Below are 19,307 nucleotides of genomic sequence, written 5' to 3'. Positions count from 1 at the left end.
CGCGGTATTTGAGCAATTCTTGAGCCGTGCCCGCCGGGGAAGGGTCCAGGATGGAGCACGTGCAGATCGACGTCGACGACCTGTCCGGAGCGCAGATCCGGCGGTTCCTGGCAGGGCACCTCTCCGACATGCGCGCCCAGGGGCCGCCGGAGAGCACACACGCGCTGGACCTCGACGGACTCCGCGGGCCCGGTGTGACCGTCTGGGCCGCCCGCGACGACGACGGCACCCTCCTCGGCTGCGGCGCGCTGAGCGAGCTGGCGGCCGGGTCGGTGCCCGAGCACCCGGCAGCGGAGATCAAGTCCATGCGGACGGCCGAGCGGGCCCGCGGTCGCGGCGTCGGCGCCGCGGTGCTGACCCGGCTGCTCGACGCGGCGCGCGGGCGGGGGCACCGGGCGGTGTACCTGGAGACGGGCGCGGGGGAGTACTGGGCCCCGGCGCGGCGGCTCTACGAGCGCTTCGGGTTCGCCGTCTGCCCGCCGTTCGCCGACTACCCGGTCGATCCGCTGAGCGTGCACTACCGACGCCTCGTGTGATCCGGCGATCATGTGATCCCGCTCTCGCCCGGATGCCGCACGTGATCTAGAATGCTCTACGAGCCGTAGAACACGGTGCCGACGCCGGACCGTTCGAGGGTCCTCCCACCCGGGCGTCGGGCCCCACCGCGCCGCCTCAGCGCCGGAGGTCCGTCCCGGGACGCGGGGACGGAAATGAGGCCACGGGGATGACGGTCGAAGCCGGTCTGGTCAACGCCGACCTGCGCCGCAAGCGGTCGGTGGACCTGGCACAGCTGATCCACGAGCAGCACGGGGGACCCGTGACGGCGCTGCGCGAGGGCCTGCTGACCTACCCCTACCCGCACCCGGTGGCCGACTGGCACCGCGCGCGGACCGTCGTGCCGGCGATGCGGGGGACCGGTGAGCTGACGCTGGTGGCCTCGACCGCACCGGACCGGAGCTCCCCGGCGACCGGCGTGGGGATCTGGGAGCTCGCCGTCACCGGGTCGGAGCCGCTGGCGCGCGGCGAGGCCGAGGGGTGGGCGCGAGCACTGTTCGGGTACCGCTGCGCGCCGCTGGTGTACCGGCGCCGGACGGGCGGGCTGTTCCACCGCCCGACCGGCGTCGAGTTCGTCGTCTTCCACGGGGTGCACGGCCCGATGCACCCCTCCGACGTCGAGGAGTACGGCGCGAACGCCTGCGCCTGAGCGCTCAGAGCCGGTAGGACCGCAGCCAGACGGTCTGGGCGGCCCGGCGGAGCGCCGAGAGCACGTCCTCGGGCAGGACCTGGTCGGTGTCGGTCAGCACGTAGCCGAGGTCGCCGCCGGTGGACAGCGACTGCCCGACGACGTTGACGCCGGCGTCGGCCAGCAGCCGGTTGATGTCGGCGAGCACACCGGGGGTGCTGGTGTGCAGGTAGGCGGTCCGGAACACCCCGGGCGGGTTCGGGGCGCCCACATTGGGCAGGTTCACCGACAGGGGAGTGGCACCGAGCTGCACGAAGTCGAGCATCTTGCGCGAGACGAAGGTGCCGATGCCCTCCTGCGCCTCCTGGGTCGACCCGCCGATGTGCGGGGTCAGGATGACGTTGTCCAGGCCGCGCAGCGGTGAGTCGAACTCGTCGCCCTGGGCCTTGGGCTCGACCGGGAACACGTCGACGGCGGCGCCCGCGAGGTGCCCGGACAGGATGTTGTCCCGCAGGGCGTGCTCGTCGGTGACCATGCCGCGCGAGGCGTTGATGAACATCGAGCGGGGCTTCATCCGGGCGAACTGCTCGGCGCCGAAGAGGCCGGCGTTGCCGGGGCGGCCGTCGACGTGGATGGAGACGACGTCGGACTCGGCCAGCAGCGCGTCCAGGCTCGGCATCCGCCGGGCGTTGCCGTGGGCGAGCCGGTCGGCGGTGTCGTAGAACACGACCTGCAGGCCGATGGCCTCGGCCATGTTGGACAGCTGGGTGCCGATGTTGCCGTAGCCGACGATGCCCAGGGTGCGGCCGCGGAACTCGTGCGCGCCCTTGGCGGACTTGTCCCAGACGCCCTCGTGCATCCGCTGGGTCTTCTCGGTCAGCCGCCGCGCCAGCACGACGATCTCACCGATGACCAGCTCGACGACGCTGCGCGTGTTCGAGTACGGCGCGTTGAACACGGCGATGCCGCGCTCGGCGGCCGCGGTGAGGTCGACCTGGTTGGTACCGATGCAGAAGCAGCCGACGGCCAGCAGGTCCTTGGCGGCGTCGAGCACCTCGGCGGTGATCGTGGTGTTGGAGCGGATGCCGAGCAGCTGCACGCCGGCGAGCGCGTCGTGCAGCTCGTCCCCGCTGAGCGACCCGGGCCGGGTCTCGACCTCGAAGCCGTCGCGTCGGAACGCCTCGGCGGCGCCGGGGTGGATGTTTTCGAGCAACAGGACCTTCACGCGTCCAACCTAGGACGCCGGGAGGTCTCGGAGGCACCGGGGCCGGGTGATCCTTGCGGCATGACGCCGTTCGGGGGGTAGGAGGATCACCTCGGTGCGCAGGCCCGCACCGCTCGAACTGTCATAACGTGCATTATCGGCTCGCTGGCATGGTGGATCGGTACGGCTCGGCCCGGCTCGCGCTGCGCCGCGCACGGGTGGTCCGAGCTGTTCGCCGGGACCCACCCGCACGCCGGCGGCCCGGACCACACCGCGCTGTTCGCGGAGGACGCCGAGGGCTCCGAGGTGGAGCTCGGCGCGCCCTGACCGGACCGGCTCAGTTGCCGCGGCCGGTCGCGTCCTGCAGCTCGTCGATCCGCTTCGAGGCCTCGGCCTTGGTCAGCTTGTCCAGGCCCTCCGGGGCGTCCTGCCCGGCCTGCTGCAGCAGCGTCTCCAGGTAGGAACGCTGCGGGCCGGTCATCGGCTCGTCGCCGGTCGTCCAGTCCGCGGGGTCCTTCTCGGCCGTCCCGGGGTCGACGGCGTCGGTGCTGTGGTCGTTGGTCATGGGTCGAACGTATCTTCGACCGGCACTCCCCGCACGTCGAGCCGTCCCGGCCCCACCGGAACTGTCATAACGGCGGCCCGGTCGGTGTCGGTGCCGGTCACTACGCTGCCGCTGTGCCCCTCGACGAGTACCGCCGCCGGCGCGACGCGCGGCGCACGCCCGAGCCGGTGCCCGAGCACGACGCCGGGCCGCCGGGCACCGTCGGCGACCGGTTCGTCGTCCAGGAGCACCATGCGACGGCGCTGCACTGGGACCTGCGGCTCGAACGCGACGGCGTCCTGGCGTCGTGGGCGGTCCCCAAGGGACTGCCCGAGGACTCCGAGACCGTCCGGATGGCCGTGCGGACCGAGGACCACCCGCTGGAGTACCTCGAGTTCTCCGGGGAGATCCCGCGCGGCGAGTACGGCGGCGGCGGGATGGCGATCTGGGACCACGGCCGCTACGACACCGAGAAGTGGAACGACCGCGAGATCGCGTTCGTCCTGCACGGCGGGCGCGTCCGCGGCCGGTTCGTGCTGCTGCACCGCAGCTCCGGCGGGCGGAAGGACAACTGGCTGCTGCGCCGCACCCGGGACCAGCCCGACGGCATGGACGCCGGGGGTGAGCCGCTCCCCCACGACGTCGTCCTGGCCGTCCCCCGCGCCGCCGACCGGCTGCCCACCGGGGACGACTGGACGGTCCGCCCGGTCTTCGGTGGCCGCCGGGTACTGGTGCGGGTGGACGGCGGCCGGCTGTCCCTGCGCCCCGTGGACGACGACGGCCGGGCCGGGGAGCCGTTCGACCCGCCGGGTGCGCTGCGGGGTCTGGGGCCCGCCCTGGGCGCCGGTGGGCACCTGCTCGACGCCGAGCTGACCGGCCGCGGCGAGCTGTGGGTGGCCGATGTCCTGCACACCGGCGGCCGCGACGTCCGGGCGCTGCCCGCCGAGGAGCGTCGCGCGCTGCTGGAGGAGCTGCCGCTGGACGGACCGCACCGGCGGGCGGCGCCGTCGTACCCGAACGCGGGCGCCCGGCTGCTCGACGCGGTGCGCGACCAGGGCCTGCCCGGGGTGGTCGCCGTCCGGGCCGGTTCCGGGTACCCCGAGGGCGCGGGCGACGACTGGCGGGAGGTCCGGGTGGACGGTGCGAGCCGGAGGACGGCACAGCGCGGGACCGCGCGGCGCGAGGGGTACGGGCGGGCGTCGCTGTCCAACCCGGACAAGGTCCTCTACCCCGCCACCGGCACGACCAAGGCCGACGTTCTGGGGCACTACCTGGCCGTCGCCGAGGTGATGGTGCCGCACCTCGACGCCCGGCCGGCTACGCTCAAGCGCTGGCCGGACGGGGTGGAGGGGTCGTCGTTCTTCGAGAAGAACGTGGCCCGGCACGCGCCGGGCTGGCTGCGCACCGCCCGCGTCGGGACGCCCGGCGGCCGGTCGGAGTCCGCGGACTTCGCGGTCCTCGCCGACGCCGAGGGACTGGCGTGGGCGGCGAACCTGGCCGCGCTGGAGCTGCACGTGCCGCAGTGGCGCCTGGGCCCGCGCGACGGCCGCCACCCGCCGGACCGCGTGGTGTTCGACCTGGACCCGGGCGAGGGCACGACGATCGTGGAGTGCTGCCGGGTGGCACTGTGGGTGCGGGATCTGCTCGACGAGCACGGACTCGTGGCGTACCCGTCGACGTCGGGCGGCAAGGGGATGCAGCTCTACCTACCTGCGCGGGTCACCGATCCGGAGCGGACCAGTGGGTTCGCCCGCGAGGTGGCCGAGCGGCTGGCCGAGGAGCACCGGCGCGAGGTGATCGCGGTGATGACACGGGCCCGCCGGCGCGGCAAGGTCTTCGTCGACTGGAGTCAGAACAACACCGCCAAGACCACCATCGCCTCGTACTCGCTGCGCGGCCGCGAGCGACCCACCGTCGCGACCCCGGTGACGTGGGCGGAGGTCGAGGGCTGCCGCGAGCCCGCGGACCTGGTGTTCACCCTCGACGACCTGCCGGCCCGGCTGGACACGCACGGGGACCTCATGCGTCCCCTGATCGACACCGAGGGTTTCCGGCTCCCCCGTGGTGGCGTGATCGGGCAGGTGCCAGGCTGACCGCCGTGCACCACCCGTACCTCGACGGTCCGCACCCCCGCGCCTACGCCCACCGTGGCTGGCACATCGGGGAGCTGGCAGGTTGCGAGAACACCGTCGCCGCGTTCACCGCCGCCGCCGACCACGGTCTGCGCTACGTCGAGATGGACGTGCACGCCAGCGCCGACGGGGTGCCGTTCGTCCACCACGACCCGACGCTGGACCGCACCACCGACGGCACCGGCCGGATCGACGCGCGCCACGCCGCGGAGCTCGACACGGTGCGGGTCACCGGGGCACAGCGCACCGAGCCGCTGCCGCGGCTGGCCGAGGTGCTCGACGCGGTCCCCGGGGTGCGGGTGACGATCGAGCTGAAGTCGGCCGAGGTCGTCGCGCCGACGTTGGCGGTGCTCGACGCCGCCGACGCCTGGGACCGGGTGTGCCTGGGCTCGTTCTCCGCCCGCTGGCTGGGCGTCGCCCGGACGCTGGCCGGGCCGAGGCTGTGCACGTCGATGGGACAGGCCGAGGTGGTGGCGCTGCGGGCCCGTGCGTGGGGCGTCCCGGGCCGGCTGCTGCCGGCGTCGGCTGGGGTGTTCGCGCAGGTCCCGCCGATGTTCGGGCCGATCCCGGTGGCGTCGGACCGCCGGTTCGTCGAGGCGGCGCACCGGGCCGGGCACGAGGTGCACGTGTGGACGGTGGACGAGACCGAGCAGATGCGACGGCTGCTGGCCCTCGGCGTGGACGGGCTGCTGTCCGACCGGCCGGACCGGCTGCTCGACGTCGTCGGGAGCTGACCGGGTGGGCGCCTGCGTAGATGATCGGAGGCCGGGTCCCGCGGGCGTCGATACGCTCGCGCCGTGACCGTCTCGACCGCTCCGACCGCAGAGCCGGCCCCGCCCCGCCGATCCCGGCTGTGGGCCTGGGGGCTCTGGGACTGGGGCTCCTCGGGGTTCCAGCACATCGCGCTGACCTTCGTGTTCTCGGTGTACCTGACCGACGCCGTCGGGGCGGACCTGCCGGGCTCGGTCAGTGCGAACAGCTGGCTGGCGTGGTCGACGGCGGCAGCCGGGGTGCTGATCGCGCTGATGGCGCCGGTGGTCGGGCAGAGCGCGGACCGCACGGGGCGGCGGCTGCGGGCGACCGGGGTGTGGACGGCGCTGGTCGTGCTCTGCATGGCCGGGATGTTCTTCGTCCGCGACGACTGGTCCTACCTGTGGCTCGGCCTGCTGCTGCTGGGCCTGGCGTCGATCTTCGCCGAGCTGGCGGCGGTGTCGTACTACGCGCTGATGGCGCAGGTGTCGACGCCGGCGACGGTCGGGCGGGTGTCGGGCTTCGGCTGGGCGCTGGGCTACATCGGCGGGATCGTGCTGCTGCTCGGGGTGTACGTGGTCCTGCTGTCCGGCGACGGCGGGCTGCTCGGTGTCCCCACCGCCGACGGGCTCGACGTGCGGATCGCGGTGCTGGTGGCGGCGGTGTGGTTCGCGGTGTTCGCCGCGCCGATGTTCCTCCTGCTGCCCGAGACGCCGCCGGTGGCGCCGGACGCACCGAAGCTGGGCGTGGCCGGTTCCTACCGCAGGCTGGTGACCGACCTGCGCGCGCTCTACCGGGCCAGCCCGCACACCGTGTACTTCCTCGGGGCGAGCGCGCTCTACCGGGACGGCCTGAACGCGATCTTCGCCTTCGGCGGGGTCCTGGCGGTGACGGTGTACGGGCTGGAGCCGGGCCAGGTGCTGATCTTCGGTGTGGCGATCAACGTGGTGTCCGCCGCCGGGGCGCTGCTCGGGGGCAGGCTCGACGACCGGTTCGGCCCGAAGGCGGTCGTGGTCGGCTCGCTGGCCGGGCTGGTCGTGGTCGGGGTGGTGCTGCTGTTCGTGTCCGGGCCGACCATGTTCTGGATCTTCGGTCTGGTGCTGGGGCTGTTCGTGGGGCCGGCGCAGGCGTCGTCGCGGTCGTACCTGCTGCGCGTGTGCCCGGCGCAGCAGGAGGGCCAGCTGTTCGGGCTGTACGCGACGACCGGGCGCGCGGTGTCGTTCCTGGCGCCGGCGCTCATCGGCCTGTTCACCTACGTGTTCGGCTCGGACCGGGCGGGGACGATCGGGATCGTGCTGGTCCTGGCGGCGGGACTGGTCGCATTGCTGCCGGTGCGCTCCCCCGGCCGTGCACCGGTCCGGTCGGCTGTGTGAACACTCGTCGACGCCCCGGTGAGCACCGTCACACATGGCTGACACGTCACATCGGAGTGTGTAACGGGCGGCGATAGGGAACACTGGTCAATCGGGCGCAGAGCGGGTTACCGCGAGGTAACTCCAGCGGGTCCGTTCTGCCCTGCCGCCGGAATACCGTAGCTCCACGCACGTTACACCCGGTGGCGGAGACGTAACCGTCGAGGTGCTCCCTCGACATCGCGCTACAGGAGGGTGACGCATGGCCGACCGCGTTCTGCGTGGCAGCCGGCTCGGGGCTGTCAGCTACGAGACGGACCGCAATCACGACCTGGCGCCGCGGCAGATGGTCCGTTATGTGTCCGAGTCCGGCTACGAGTTCCAGGTGCCGTTCGCGAACGACGCCGAGGCTCCCGCGACGTGGGAGTCCCCGCAGGGCGGCGTCGGCCGTCGGGTGGACGGGACCGAGCCGGAGCAGAAGAAGCAGAAGCCGCCGCGTACGCACTGGGACATGCTGCTCGAGCGCCGGTCGATCGCCGAGCTCGAGGAGCTGCTCGACGAGCGCCTGGAGCTGCTGCGCGAGCGGCGCGCCGAGATCGCCTGATCCCGGCCGCACGGCAGGCACACGCCGGACCACCGCCCGGTGACCACGGAGCCCGGATCCCTCAGGGATCCGGGCTCCGTCGCGTGCGGGCATGATGACCGGCGATGAACGATCAGCAGACCGGCACCGCCAGCCCCTCCCGCCCCGCCCGGGCGGTCCGCGACCTCGCCGACGACCACGTCCGGCGCCTCGCCGAGCTCGACCCGGTCCTCGCCGGCGACCTCGGCTGGACCGAGCGGCAGGACGAGCTGCCCGACCTCTCCCCCGACGGCACCGCCGCGCTCGTCGCCGCCTGCCGGGAGACCCTGGAGCGACTGGACACCACCACGGGCGCCCGGCAGCCCGCCGACCCCGACGAGCGTCGCTGCGCGCGGCTGCTGCGTGAGCGCCTCGGCGCCCAGCTCGACCACCTGACCTCCGGGGAGCCCTTGCGCGCGGTGCAGGAGCTGTTCGGACCGCTGGCGACCCTGCGGACCGCGTTCACCCTCATGCCGGTCGACGGCGACGAGGACTGGGCCACCGTGGCCGCGCGGATGGCGCGGGTCCCCGAGGCACTCGCGGGGTACCGGGCGTCGCTGGCCGAGGGCCGCCGTCGCGGGCTGTTCGCCGCGCCGCGCCAGGTGGTGCGGGTGACCGAGCAGATCGACGCCTGGAACGGCGACGCGGGCGGCCGTGGCTGGTTCGCCGGGTTCGCCGCGGACGCCTCGGTCGGTGACGCCGTGCGCGCCGACCTGGACCGCGGTGCGCGGGAGGCGACGGCGGCGCTGGGCGAGCTGCGGGACTGGCTGGCCGCGGAGTACCTCCCGGCCGCGGAGGGGACCCCGGACGGCGTGGGCCCCGACCGGTACCGGATCGCGAACCGGTTCTGGAACGGCGCCGACATCGACACCGTCGAGGTCTACGAGTGGGGCTGGTCGGAGTTCCGCCGGATCCGCGAGGAGATGGCCGTCGAGGCCGCGCGGATCGTGCCCGGCGGCAGCGTGCGCGAGGCGATGGAGTTCCTGGAGACCGACGGGGGCTCGACCGGGGTCGTCGTGGGCGGGGAGGCCGCCCGGGCGCACCTGCAGAAGATCATGGACGACACGATCGCCGAGCTCGACGGTGTCCACTTCGACCTGTCCGGCCGGCTGCGGGAGGTCGAGTCCCGGCTGGCGCCGGCGGGTAGCGCGGCGGCGCCCTACTACACACCGCCGGCGCTGGACTTCTCGCGGCCGGGCCGGACCTGGCTGCCCGCGAGCGAGGACGACCGCTACCCGCTCTGGGACCTGATCAGCACCTGGTACCACGAGGGCGTCCCGGGCCACCACCTGCAGCTGGCGTCGTGGGCGGTGCGCAGCCGCGAGCTGTCGACGTTCCAGACGTCGCTGGTGGGTGCGGTGAGCGCGGACGTGGAGGGCTGGGCGCTCTACGCGGAGCGGCTAATGGACGAGCTGGGCCACCACTCCGACCCGGGCTCGCGGCTGGGCTACCTCAACGCCCAGATGCTGCGCGCGGTGCGTGTGGTGATCGATCTGGGCATGCACCTGTCGCTGCCGGTCCCCGACGACTCCCCGGTCGGTGCCGGTCGGCGGTGGACCCCGGAGCTGGGGCGGGAGTTCTTCGGCCGGCACGTCGGCGGCGGGGACGCGATGGCCGACTCGGAGCTGCTGCGCTACCTCGGCGGACCGGCCCAGGCGATCGGCTACAAGCTGGGCGAGCGGGCCTGGCTGACCGGGCGGGAGCGGGCCCGCGCCGCGCACGCCGCCCGCGGGGAGGAGTTCGACCTCGCCGCGTGGCACGCCGCCGCGCTCGCGCAGGGCACGCTGGGTCTCGACGACCTGGTGCCGGAGCTGGCAGCCCTGCCGGCGCGCTCCTGAGCGCACCCGGGGGCGCCGCGCGGCTCAGCCGTGTGCGGCGCCCTCGGTGACCGGCCCCGCGGGGCGCTGGGGGGTGTCGCGGCCGAGCCGGTGCGACAGGCCCCAGCAGGTGACCCGCCACAGCGCCTCGGCGACGATGCCGCCGCTCATCTTGGAGGCACCGCGCTCGCGCTCGGTGAAGGTGATCGGGACCTCGCTGACCCGGAACCCGGCCTGCAGGGCCCGCCAGGCCATGTCCACCTGGAAGCAGTAGCCCTGGGAGGCGACCGAGTCCAGCTGCAGCTGCTCGAGCACGGTGCGCCGGTAGACGCGGTAGCCGCCGGTGATGTCGCGCAGCGGCACGCCGAGCGCGAGGCGGGAGTAGAGGTTCCCGCCGCGGGACAGGACCTCGCGGTGCCAGGGCCAGTTCACGACGCGCCCACCGGGCACGTAGCGGGAGCCGAGGACGACGTCGGCGTCGGCCAGGGCGGCGAGCAGCGCGGGAAGGTCCTCGGGGGCGTGCGAGCCGTCGGCGTCCATCTCGACGACGACCTGGTGCTCGCCGGTCAGCGCGTGCCGGAAGCCGTCGAGGTAGGCGGCGCCGAGGCCGTCCTTGCCGGAGCGGTGCAGGACGCGGACCCGCTCGTCGGCGGCGGCGAGGGCGTCGGCGAGCTCTCCGGTGCCGTCGGGACTGGCGTCGTCGACGACGAGGACGTCGACGTCGGGCAGCGCGGCGTGCAGCCGCGCGACGGCGGGACCGAGGTTCTCCCGCTCGTCGTAGGTGGGAACCACGACCAGGACCGGGCCCGGCGGTTCGACCATGCTCGTCCTCTCCCCCGCCCGATCGGTGTCGACCGGACGACCCTACCCGTACCGACCGCACCTGCTCGGTCACCGCTCGTCGTGCTGCGGCGGAGCGCGGTCGTGCGGACAGCGTAGTGGAGCGCCGCGACCGCCCGACGCGGCGGCACCGGACGCGGGACCGGACCCGGGGCGGGAGCGGGCGCGGGACGGGGGCTGCGGTCAGCGGGTCCCGGCGAGCAGGTGGGCGTTGCCCAGCGCCTCCAGGACACCGCCGCGGGCCCGGCCGCCGGTGTTCTCGCCGGGGAGGAACCACTCGTAGCCGTAGGCGGCGGCGAAGCCCGCCTCGTCGACCGCGTCCGGGGCGATCTGGCTGGCGTGGGCGAGCATCGCGGCCCGCTTGACGGCGAGCTCGGCCGGGCCGCCCCCGACGGCGACGGCGATCTCGGCGGTGACCCGGCCGTAGCCGACGCCCGCGGCGTGCGCGGCGCCGTGGACGAGGTGCCGGTCACGCGCGGCCAGCGCGAGGTGCTCGCGGTCGACGGTCATCCGGTAGCCGTGGGCGCCGGTGAGCGAGCAGGCGATGGCGCCCGCGGCGTGCGCGGCGCGGTGGTCGGGATGGCCGTAGATGCCGGCGTCGTCGTCGTGCAGGACGGTGCCCGCGCCCTCGGCGTCGACGATCTCGGCGACGGCGCGGCCGAGCGCGACGGGGTCGGCGGCGGCGAGGGCGCGCGGGTGGCGCAGGCCGGGGCCGCCGGGCAGGCCGGAGTCGCGGTGCCCGAGCAGCACCAGGCGGTGCACGCCGAGCAGGGCGGCGGCGTCGGTGAGCTCGCGGCGGCGGCGGTCGGGGACGGTCTCGCCGGGTTCCAGGGGGAGGCGGGACTCGCCGAGGTCGCCGCCGGTGGCCATGACGAGCACGACGCGGGCGCCGGCGTCGGCAAGACGGCGCAGGGTCAGGCCGGTGAAGATCGACTCGTCGTCGGGGTGGGCGTGCAGGGCCAGGACGGTCTGGCCGGAGAGGGTGTGCACCTGGTGATCGCTTCGCGTGCGGGGCCGGGGCGGCCGGTACGGACACGGGTCCGGAGCGGGTCGGTACCCGGGCGGCGCGAGCGGTCCACGGACGGTGAGCCGGGACGGCGGTGTCAGCCGCGCGGGGACGGACCCCGACGACAGCGACACGCGGCGGCGCGCACGGGGCGCGCGGCGGCGGCGGTCGTCGGCTCGATCACGCGGGAGATGATGGCAGGGCCGCCGTCACGGGTCCACACCGGGTCCCCGCGACGGCGCTCACACCGCTCGGTCAGACCGTGCTCCTCGGCATGATCAGCCAGAGGGCGAGGTAGATGACGAACTGCGGGCCGGGCAGCAGGCAGGACAGCACGAACAGGAACCGCACGGTGTTGCGACCCATGCCGAAGCGGTCGGCCAGCCCGGCACACACCCCCGCGATCACCTTCCCGCTACGGGGCCGGACCAGGCGCTGGGACTGGGGCATGCTCACTGCGTTCTCCTTCGTACTGCGGACTCGACCTCCCCCACCCTGGCACCACCGGGGCCCGGCGCGCTCGGGGAACACCCGGAGGGTGACCCCGAACGTGCCCGGGGGCCGCTACAGGACGACGAGGTCGCGGGCGGTGGTGTTGAGCCGCTCCACGCCGTCGGCGGTGACGACGACGATGTCCTCGATCCGGGCGCCCCACTTGCCGGCCTGGTAGATCCCGGGCTCGATCGAGAAGGTCATGCCCTCGGTGAGGACGAGGTCGTTGCCGCCGACGATGTAGGGCTCCTCGTGCACGTCGAGGCCGATGCCGTGCCCGGTGCGGTGGATGAAGTGCTCACCGTGCCCGGCGGCGGAGATGTGCTCGCGGGCGGCGGCGTCGATGTCGGCGGCGGTGGCACCGGGACGGACGGCGGCGACGGCGCGCTCCTGGGCCTCCTGCAGCACCGCGTAGGTCTCCTTGACGTCCGGGCCGGGCTCGCCGCCGACGGCGTAGGTGCGCGTGCAGTCGGAGTTGTAGCCGCCGGGCAGCGGTCCGCCGATGTCGATGACCACGACGTCGCCGGCCTCGATCACGCGGTCGGAGACGTCGTGGTGCGGGCTGGCGCCGTTGGGGCCGGAGCCGACGATGACGAACGCGGCCTCGGTGTGGCCCTCGGCGATGATGGCGGCGGTGATGTCGGCGCCGACCTCGGCCTCGGTGCGGCCGGGGCGCAGGAACTCGCCCATCCGCCGGTGCACCCGGTCGATGGCGGCACCGGCCTCGCGCAGGCGGTCGATCTCGGCCGGGTCCTTGCGCATGCGGAGCTCGCGCAGCACGGTGCCGCCGAGATACTGCGGGACGTCGGGGAAGGCGTGACGCAGGCCGAGGACGTGGCGGGCGGGCATGTCGTCGTCGACCGACATCCGGGTCGGGCCGCCGGCGAGGTCGCTGACCAGCAGGTACGGGTCCTCGCCGTCGGTCCAGGTGACCAGGTCGATGCCGAGCGCCTCCAGCGGCACACCGGCGAACCCGGGCGCCTCCAGCGACGGGACGACGAGCGCGGGCGGCGCCCGGTGCCCGGCGGCCGGGACGATCAGACAGGTCAGGCGCTCGTGCGAGGACCCGTCGAACCCGGTCAGGTAGCGCAGGTCGGTTCCCGGGGTCAGGAACAGCACGTCGGTGCCCTGCTCGGCGGCGTGCTCACCGGCACGGCGCAGCCGGTCGGCGAGCAGCTCGGTGGGGACGGCATCGGTCATGACCGTGAGCGTAGGCGGGCACGGGGGGTACACGACCGCCACCCGGAGCACCGCGGCGTGGGCCGGGCGGAGGCCGGTGGGCGTCCGGACGCGCTGCGTCACCGGACGCCTGCCGGAGCCGGAGGGCGGGTCAGTCGGTGTCGAGCGCGGTGGGGTGCGCGGTGACGGTCCCGGCGAGCTCGACGAGCTTGACGTTGAGGTCCTGGGAGGTGCGGCGGAGCACGTCGAAGGCCTCCTCGGCGGTGAGCCCGCGGCGCGCCATCAGGATGCCCTTGGCCTGGCCGATCACGTCACGCGAGGCGATCGCCTGGCGCAGCTGGGTCTCCTGGAGCCCGGCGTCGGACACGGCGACGCAGGTGGCCAGGGCCAGCGACGCGTGCGTGGCGAGCAGGATCAGGCGGTCGCGGTCGGCGGAGGTGAACGCCCGGCGGTCGGTGGCGTAGACGTTGAGCGCGCCGGGCAGCCGCGGCGGCACGGCGTCGGGGATCAGCGAGACCGCCAGCACCGAGTGGAACCCGTGCCCGACGGCGGCGTGGGCGAAGTCGCTCCAGCGGCTCTCGGCGGCGAGGTCGTCGGAGAAGGCCAGCGCAGGGCCGTCGGCGCGGGCGGCCTCGACACAGGGGCCGCAGCCGCTGGTGTACTGGGCCTCGTCGATCGAGGAGGCGGCGGGGTCGGTCTCGACCGGGGTGTGGAAGCGGCCGTCGTCGTCGCGGAGGGTGACGCTGACCATGTCCGCGCCGGGCACGACCCGGCGGACCGCGGCGACGACCCGGGCGAGGACGTCGGCGACCGAGCCGGAGGCGAGCAGGGCGCCGGTGAGGGCGGCGAACTCGCGGGCGAGCGGGCCGGTGTCGGCCAGGGCGTCCTCGGCGGGGCCACCGCGCTGCTCGGTGACGACGAACAGATCCCGCTCGGCGGTCCAGTCGTCGCGCCCGGTGACCGCAGCAGGTCCGCTGTTCGTGGTGGTTCCGCTGTTCTCCACACCGGGCATTCTGCACGGTCCGCGCGGGTGTGGCGCCCACCCGGGTACGGCGGCGGTGCCAGACTCGCGGCATGAGTGAGCGCCCGCTGATGCTGCTGGACTCCGCGAGCATGTACTTCCGTGCCTACTTCGGCGTGCCGGAGAGCGTCACCGCCCCGGACGGGACGCCGGTGAACGCGGTGCGCGGGTTCACCGACATGATCGCGCGGCTGGTCACCGAGCACCGCCCGGTGCGGCTGGTGGCCTGCCTCGACCTGGACTGGCGGCCGGCGTTCCGGGTGGACGCGCTGCCGTCGTACAAGGCGCACCGGGTGGAGGCGGGCCGGGCCGGCGACGAGGTGCCGGCCGGGGTGCCCGAGGAGGTGCCGGACACCCTCGCCCCGCAGGTGCCGCTGATCATGGAGGTGCTGGCCGCGGCGGGGATCGCGACCGGCGGGGCCGTGGGCTGCGAGGCCGACGACGTGATCGGGACCCTGGCCCACCGGGAGGCCTCCGACCCGGTGCTGGGGGTGTCCGGGGACCGGGACCTCATGCAGATCGTGCGCGACGCCCCGCCGGTGCGGCTGCTGTACATCGGCCGCGGGCTGAACAAGGCCGAGAACCTGGGCCCGGACGACGTCGCCGAGAAGTTCGGGGTGCCCCGGGAGCGGGCGGGCGCGGCGTACGCGGAGATGGCGATGCTGCGCGGGGACCCCTCCGACGGGCTGCCCGGGGTGCCCGGGGTCGGGGCGAAGACCGCGGCGACGCTGGTGGGCCGGTTCGGCTCGTGGGCGGAGCTGCTGGCCGCGGTCGGCGACGGCGACACCCGGATCGGGGCGGGGCCGCGGGCGAAGCTGGCGGCGGCGCGGGACTACCTCGACGTCGTCGAGCCGGTGGTGCGGGTGCGGACCGACGCCGAGGTCGACCTGAGCCGCGACGACGTGCTCCCGGCGTCGTTCGCCGACCCGGACCGGCTCGACGAGCTGGCACGGCGGTGGGGTCTGGAGTCCTCGGTCGGGCGGCTGCGGAAGGCCCTGGACGCGGCGGCGTCGTCGTGACCTGCCCGGACCACGGGCTGCCGGTCCCGCCGTCGTCGGCGTACGACGAGGTCGTGGCCCGGGAGACCGCGGTGCGCGCCGCGGCGGCCGAGCCGATCACCTCCCCCCACGACGGCGCCCCCGCCGCGGTGCGGGAGGCGGTGGCGGCCTCGGTCGAGGAGCTGCGGGACGAGCTGCTGGCGCTCTCGCACGACCTGCACGCCCACCCGGAGACCGCGTTCTCCGAGCACCGCTCGGTCGCCGCGGTGGCCGCGCTGCTGGCCGGGCACGGGGTCGACGCCGCCGTCGGCGTGCACGGGCTGGACACGGCGCTGCGGGCGACGCTCGGCTCCGGGGACGGCCCGACGGTCGCGGTGCTCGCCGAGTACGACGCGCTGCCCGGCATCGGGCACGCCTGCGGGCACAACGTGATCTGCTCGGCGGCGGTGGGTGCGTTCCTGGCGCTGGCGCGGGTGCTCGCCGCGCACCCGGTGGGCGGCACCGTGGTGCTGCTCGGCACGCCGGCGGAGGAGGGCGGGGGCGGGAAGGAGACGATGGCCCGCGACGGTGCCTTCGACGGCGTCGACGCCGCGGTGATGCTGCACCCGTTCGCCCACGACATCGCCGACCACCCGTTCCTGGGGCGCCGTCAGCTGGAGGTGACCTACCACGGGGTCGCCGCGCACGCCTCGGCCCAGCCGCACCGGGGCCGCAACGCCCTGGACGCGGTCGTCCTGGGCTACCAGGGGATCGCGATGCTGCGCCAGCACATCCCCGACTCCGACCGGGTGCACGGCGTCGTCGTCGACGGCGGGCAGGCGCCCAACGTCGTGCCGGAGCGGGCGGCGGCGCGCTACTACCTGCGCTCGCAGCGCCCGGAGACGTTGCGGGACCTGACCACGCGGGTGGAGGCGATCGCCGTCGCGGCGGCGGCGATGACCGGCTGCGGGCACACCCTCGAGTGGGACCCGCGCCCGCCGTACCTGCCGATCCGCCACAACCGGACCCTCGCCGCGCGCTGGGCGGTGCACCAGGCCGGGCGGGGGCGCACGGTGTACCCGCGCGGGGTGGTGCCGGAGACCGAGACCGGGTCGACCGACCTGGGCAACGTCTCGTTGCGGGTGCCGTCCATCCATCCGATGATCGCGATCGCGGAGCCGGGCACCGCGCTGCACACCACCGGGTTCGCCGAGGCCGCCGCGAGCGCGGCCGGGGACCGCGCGGTGCTCGACGGCGCCGCCGGGCTGGCGGCGGTGGTGGCCGACCTGCTGTACGACGAGGCGCTGCGCGGGGCGGTCGCGGCGGAGTTCGCCGAGGCGGGCGGCCCGGTGGACGTGCCCGCGTTCTTCGACTGAGCTCAGCCGCCGTGGCCTGCGGTGCGGCGCTCACGCGGCGCGGCGCGGGTGTGGACCTTCTCGCCCTGCGGGCCGAACAGGCTGAGCACCTCGACGGCGCGGTCGCGGTCGGCGGAGCCGAACCAGTGCGGGACGTGGGTGTCGAACTCGGCGGCCTCCCCGGCGCCGAGCACGACGTCGTGCCCGCCGAGGACCAGGCGCAGCCTGCCGTCGAGGACGTAGAGCCACTCGTAGCCCTCGTGCACCCGCGGGTCGGGCTCGTCGCCGCGGAACGGGATGAGCATCTTGAACGCCTGCAGCCCGCCGGGGCGCTCGGTCAGCGGGACGACGGTCATCCCGTTGGCCCGCCGCGGCCGCAGCCGCACCCGCGGGTCGCCGACCGGTGGGGCGGCGACGAGCTCGTCGAGCGGCACCTGGTGGGCGGCCGCGATCGGGAGCAGCAGCTCCAGGGTCGGACGGCGCCCGCCGGACTCGAGGCGCGACAGCGTGCTCACCGAGATGCCGGTGGCCTCCGACAGGTCGGCCAGGGTCATGCCGTGCGCGGTGCGCAGCCCGGCCAGCCGGGGGCCGACGCCGGCCAGGGTGTCCGCGATCGCCTCGTCCACACCGGCAGTTTGCCATCCCGGCAACGACGTTTGCCAGCATCGCGCCGTGGCGCGCAGGGTGGTGCCATGACCTCCTCTCCCGCAGACCCGTTCGGTGCCGCGTCCGAGCGCCGGGTCGCCGCGCTCGTCGCGGACGACCGGGTGCACGGACTCGCCACCGGCACCACCACCGCCGCTGCGCCCACCACACCGACCACATCCACCGGAGGAGCCACCGTGACCGAGGACCGCTGGTCCGCGGCGTTCTGGGACGCCCACTACGACACCCGTCCGCAGATCTGGAGCGGCGACGCCAACGCCGCCCTCGTCGCCGAGGCCGCGGACCTGCCGGCCGGGCGGGCGCTCGACGTCGGCTGCGGGGAGGGCGGCGACGCGGTGTGGCTCGCCGCGCGGGGCTGGCGGGTGAACGCCGTCGACGTCTCCCCCGTCGCGGTGGAGCGGGCCCGGGCCGCCGTCGAGCGGGCCGGGTGGGCCGACGCGGTCACCCTCACCGCCGCCGACCTGCGCTCCGACCCGCCCGCCGCGGGCGTCTACGACCTGGTCAACGCCCAGTTCCTGCACCTCCCCCCGGACGTGCGCCGCCCCCTGTACGCCGCGCTCGCCGGCGCCGTCGCACCCGGTGGGACGCTGCTGCTGGTGCTGCACCACCCGCGCGACCTGGCCGCCGGGATCCCGCGCCCGCCGGAGCCGGAGCTGTTCCCCGACGAGCACGAGCTCGCCGGTGCGCTCGACCCGGACCGGTGGGAGGTGCTGGTCGCCGACGCGCGGCCGCGGCCGGTGACGCTGCCCGACGGCAGCACGGTGACCGGCCACGACGCGGTCGTCCGGGCCCGCCGCCGGGCCTGAGCGTCCGCGTCGCCGGCGGGGACGCTCAGAAGAACGTGCCGCACCACGGCGCCGGTCCGGGCACCGCGAACAGCGCGTCCGCCCGGGCCCGGGCGCCGGGGGTGTGCTCGCGCCAGCGGCCCGCCGCCACCAGCGACGACGGCGACCGGTCGCCGAGGAACGCCGCCGCCAGCGCGTCGACGGTGCACTCCAGGTCCGGATCGGTGCCGGCGGCGGGCTCGGCGGCGCCGTCGGCGAGACGCCAGGTGCCGGTGTCGCCGAGGAACGCGTCGTGCACCCGCAGCACGACCGGTCCGCCGGGGCCCCAGGCGCGGGCCCGCAGCGCGGCGTCCGGGTCGAGCAGGCGCAGCCACAGGTCGTCGCCGCGGCCGGTGACCCGGTGGGCCCGGGAGTCGGCCAGCACCAGGTCGAGGTCCTCGTCGAGGGGACGTGCCCAGCTCGTCACCGCGCCGGCCAGGTCGAGCCCGGTCAGGAACCGCCACAGTCCGGCGGTCGCGGCGGGCCCGGCGGCCCAGAGCTGCTGCACCCGGACCTCGTCCGTGCCGCCGGTGGCCAGGTCGCCCTCCGCGACGCCCCACACCACGAACCCGTCGTCGACGCCGTCGGTGCCGGTGTGCACCGCCATGCCCTTGTACTCGCCGGCGGGCGGGCCCGCGGGGCGCAGCGCCCGCCGCCACCAGCGCGCGGAGCGGGTCATCCCGCCCGGGCGGTCCGCGGCGAGGCGTTCCTGCAGGCCGGGCAGCAGCCCGGTCGCCTCGTCGGGGTCGAGCATCCGCACCGTGCCCCCGGCCGGGGCCTCCGGGCGCCACGCGGCCCCCGCCGTGACGCGGACCTGGTCGGCGCGGGAGGCGACGCCGTAGCCGTAGCGACCGTAGATGCCGGCCTCCGACGCGCGGAGCACCGCGGCGACGTCGCCGCGGTCGCGGGCCGCGGTCAGCTGCGCGCGCATGAGCGCGGTCAGGCGCCCGGCGCGGGTCCGGTCGGGTCGCACCCCGACGCCGCTGACCGCGGCGGCGGGGACCCGGGCCCCGCCGGGCAGGGTCAGCCGGGTCGGGAAGGAGTACGCCGACCCGACGACCGCACCGGAGGGGTCGGCGACGCCGAGCCAGTGCTCGTCGGGGGCCTGCCCGTGGGCCTCCCACGCGTCGTCGGTGATCGGTCCGTGGTGCAGGGTGCCCAGGAACAGGTCGAACGCGCGGCGCCGGTCGGCGGGGTCGGTCAGGGTCCGGACCGGGTGCGGGGCGACGGTCGGCGGGGCTGGGTGCGGGGCTGGGTGCGGGGCGAACGGGTCATCGGGGCTCACATCCGACGAGCCTCGCCTCCGCGCGCCCCGCGCGCCAGCCGATTACCCGGCCCGCCAC

19 protein-coding genes are annotated in these 19,307 nt (G+C 75.3%); 10 read left to right on the top strand and 9 right to left on the bottom strand.

Annotated features, from left to right (window positions below; all coding sequences use genetic code 11):
* The first annotated feature begins 50 nt into the window (after window positions 1-50).
* Both KPF22_RS15550 and KPF22_RS15545 read left to right on the top strand, forming a co-directional pair.
* Complete coding sequence (locus tag KPF22_RS15550) at window positions 51-536, top strand: GNAT family N-acetyltransferase (protein WP_208825088.1); 486 nt, start codon at window positions 51-53, stop codon at window positions 534-536.
* A 188-nt stretch (window positions 537-724) separates the two neighbouring features.
* Window positions 725-1,204, top strand: coding sequence for a hypothetical protein (locus tag KPF22_RS15545; RefSeq protein ID WP_062395039.1), 480 nt, complete (start codon window positions 725-727; stop codon window positions 1,202-1,204).
* Between the two features lie 4 nt (window positions 1,205-1,208).
* Here the strand turns inward: KPF22_RS15545 and serA are convergent, their stop codons facing one another.
* Window positions 1,209-2,408, bottom strand: a complete 1,200-nt coding sequence (gene serA, locus KPF22_RS15540) for a phosphoglycerate dehydrogenase (protein ID WP_062395041.1) — start codon at window positions 2,406-2,408, stop codon at window positions 1,209-1,211.
* Window positions 2,409-2,724: 316 nt separating this feature from the next.
* Window positions 2,725-2,952: a DUF3072 domain-containing protein gene (locus tag KPF22_RS15535; RefSeq protein WP_208825084.1), complete on the bottom strand. Its 228-nt coding sequence runs from the start codon at window positions 2,950-2,952 to the stop codon at window positions 2,725-2,727.
* Window positions 2,953-3,065: 113 nt separating this feature from the next.
* Between KPF22_RS15535 and ligD the strand changes: the two genes are divergently transcribed.
* From ligD to KPF22_RS15505, 5 genes are all read left to right on the top strand, one after another.
* Window positions 3,066-5,024 (top strand): non-homologous end-joining DNA ligase, encoded by a 1,959-nt coding sequence (ligD, locus tag KPF22_RS33170; RefSeq protein ID WP_308010404.1) that lies wholly within the window; start codon window positions 3,066-3,068, stop codon window positions 5,022-5,024.
* 5 nt (window positions 5,025-5,029) lie between these two features.
* Complete coding sequence (locus KPF22_RS15520) at window positions 5,030-5,797, top strand: glycerophosphodiester phosphodiesterase family protein (protein WP_208825080.1); 768 nt, start codon at window positions 5,030-5,032, stop codon at window positions 5,795-5,797.
* A 63-nt stretch (window positions 5,798-5,860) separates the two neighbouring features.
* On the top strand, window positions 5,861-7,186 hold the full coding sequence (locus tag KPF22_RS15515; RefSeq protein ID WP_224402493.1) for an MFS transporter: 1,326 nt from the start codon (window positions 5,861-5,863) through the stop codon (window positions 7,184-7,186).
* Between the two features lie 241 nt (window positions 7,187-7,427).
* Window positions 7,428-7,769: an RNA polymerase-binding protein RbpA gene (locus KPF22_RS15510; protein ID WP_020627709.1), complete on the top strand. Its 342-nt coding sequence runs from the start codon at window positions 7,428-7,430 to the stop codon at window positions 7,767-7,769.
* Window positions 7,770-7,873: 104 nt separating this feature from the next.
* A complete protein-coding gene (locus KPF22_RS15505) occupies window positions 7,874-9,625 on the top strand; it encodes a DUF885 domain-containing protein (RefSeq protein WP_224402492.1) in 1,752 nt (583 codons plus the stop codon).
* A 24-nt stretch (window positions 9,626-9,649) separates the two neighbouring features.
* On the opposite strand, the gene KPF22_RS15500 is transcribed toward KPF22_RS15505, so the two are convergent.
* The 5 genes from KPF22_RS15500 to KPF22_RS15480 all read right to left on the bottom strand — a co-directional run bounded on the left by KPF22_RS15500 (window position 9,650) and on the right by KPF22_RS15480 (window position 14,124).
* Window positions 9,650-10,426: a polyprenol monophosphomannose synthase gene (locus KPF22_RS15500; protein ID WP_208825076.1), complete on the bottom strand. Its 777-nt coding sequence runs from the start codon at window positions 10,424-10,426 to the stop codon at window positions 9,650-9,652.
* Window positions 10,427-10,627: 201 nt separating this feature from the next.
* Window positions 10,628-11,434, bottom strand: a complete 807-nt coding sequence (locus KPF22_RS15495; protein ID WP_224402491.1) for a PIG-L deacetylase family protein — start codon at window positions 11,432-11,434, stop codon at window positions 10,628-10,630.
* 271 nt (window positions 11,435-11,705) lie between these two features.
* Window positions 11,706-11,900 carry a PspC domain-containing protein gene (locus tag KPF22_RS15490; RefSeq protein ID WP_208825119.1) on the bottom strand — a complete coding sequence of 65 codons (195 nt, stop codon included), beginning with the start codon at window positions 11,898-11,900 and terminating at the stop codon, window positions 11,706-11,708.
* Window positions 11,901-12,014: 114 nt separating this feature from the next.
* Complete coding sequence (locus tag KPF22_RS15485; RefSeq protein ID WP_208825072.1) at window positions 12,015-13,142, bottom strand: Xaa-Pro peptidase family protein; 1,128 nt, start codon at window positions 13,140-13,142, stop codon at window positions 12,015-12,017.
* Window positions 13,143-13,272: 130 nt separating this feature from the next.
* The gene (locus tag KPF22_RS15480) at window positions 13,273-14,124 is read right to left on the bottom strand and encodes a GAF and ANTAR domain-containing protein (RefSeq protein ID WP_374107493.1); all 852 of its coding nucleotides are present in this window, start codon (window positions 14,122-14,124) and stop codon (window positions 13,273-13,275) included.
* Window positions 14,125-14,195: 71 nt separating this feature from the next.
* Between KPF22_RS15480 and KPF22_RS15475 the strand changes: the two genes are divergently transcribed.
* Together KPF22_RS15475 and KPF22_RS15470 are read left to right on the top strand one after the other, a co-directional pair.
* On the top strand, window positions 14,196-15,161 hold the full coding sequence (locus KPF22_RS15475) for a 5'-3' exonuclease (protein WP_224402490.1): 966 nt from the start codon (window positions 14,196-14,198) through the stop codon (window positions 15,159-15,161).
* Window positions 15,158-16,495, top strand: coding sequence for a M20 family metallopeptidase (locus tag KPF22_RS15470; protein ID WP_208825067.1), 1,338 nt, complete (start codon window positions 15,158-15,160; stop codon window positions 16,493-16,495). The genes KPF22_RS15475 and KPF22_RS15470 overlap by 4 nt, the downstream gene beginning before the upstream one ends.
* A 2-nt stretch (window positions 16,496-16,497) precedes the next feature.
* On the opposite strand, the gene KPF22_RS15465 is transcribed toward KPF22_RS15470, so the two are convergent.
* Window positions 16,498-17,100: a helix-turn-helix domain-containing protein gene (locus tag KPF22_RS15465; protein WP_224402489.1), complete on the bottom strand. Its 603-nt coding sequence runs from the start codon at window positions 17,098-17,100 to the stop codon at window positions 16,498-16,500.
* Window positions 17,101-17,166: 66 nt separating this feature from the next.
* On the opposite strand from KPF22_RS15465, the gene KPF22_RS15460 reads away from it, so the two are divergent.
* Window positions 17,167-17,946 carry a cyclopropane-fatty-acyl-phospholipid synthase family protein gene (locus KPF22_RS15460; RefSeq protein ID WP_224402488.1) on the top strand — a complete coding sequence of 260 codons (780 nt, stop codon included), beginning with the start codon at window positions 17,167-17,169 and terminating at the stop codon, window positions 17,944-17,946.
* Between the two features lie 25 nt (window positions 17,947-17,971).
* Here KPF22_RS15460 and KPF22_RS15455 read toward each other — a convergent pair whose 3' ends face one another.
* On the bottom strand, window positions 17,972-19,249 hold the full coding sequence (locus tag KPF22_RS15455) for a GNAT family N-acetyltransferase (protein WP_224402487.1): 1,278 nt from the start codon (window positions 19,247-19,249) through the stop codon (window positions 17,972-17,974).
* Window positions 19,250-19,307: the final 58 nt, after the last annotated feature.

It is taken from the genome of Pseudonocardia sp. ICBG1034 (assembly GCF_020131375.1).
Taxonomy (GTDB): Bacteria; Actinomycetota; Actinomycetes; order Mycobacteriales; family Pseudonocardiaceae; genus Pseudonocardia; species Pseudonocardia alni.
Note: the sequence above shows the minus strand (reverse complement) of the source record. Positions and strands in the feature narration are given on the sequence as shown.

Bases quoted from the DNA above. Each gene is read 5' to 3' on its own strand.
- KPF22_RS15485 (WP_208825072.1), bottom strand. From the start codon at position 13,142: ATGACCGATGCCGTCCCCACCGAGCTGCTCGCCGACCGGCTGCGCCGT.
- KPF22_RS15500 (WP_208825076.1), bottom strand. From the start codon at position 10,426: ATGGTCGAACCGCCGGGCCCGGTCCTGGTCGTGGTTCCCACCTACGAC.
- KPF22_RS15545 (WP_062395039.1), top strand. From the start codon at position 725: ATGACGGTCGAAGCCGGTCTGGTCAACGCCGACCTGCGCCGCAAGCGG.
- KPF22_RS15475 (WP_224402490.1), top strand. From the start codon at position 14,196: ATGAGTGAGCGCCCGCTGATGCTGCTGGACTCCGCGAGCATGTACTTC.
- KPF22_RS15550 (WP_208825088.1), top strand. From the start codon at position 51: ATGGAGCACGTGCAGATCGACGTCGACGACCTGTCCGGAGCGCAGATC.
- KPF22_RS15460 (WP_224402488.1), top strand. From the start codon at position 17,167: ATGACCTCCTCTCCCGCAGACCCGTTCGGTGCCGCGTCCGAGCGCCGG.
- KPF22_RS15535 (WP_208825084.1), bottom strand. From the start codon at position 2,952: ATGACCAACGACCACAGCACCGACGCCGTCGACCCCGGGACGGCCGAG.
- KPF22_RS15505 (WP_224402492.1), top strand. From the start codon at position 7,874: ATGAACGATCAGCAGACCGGCACCGCCAGCCCCTCCCGCCCCGCCCGG.
- KPF22_RS15490 (WP_208825119.1), bottom strand. From the start codon at position 11,900: ATGCCCCAGTCCCAGCGCCTGGTCCGGCCCCGTAGCGGGAAGGTGATC.
- KPF22_RS15510 (WP_020627709.1), top strand. From the start codon at position 7,428: ATGGCCGACCGCGTTCTGCGTGGCAGCCGGCTCGGGGCTGTCAGCTAC.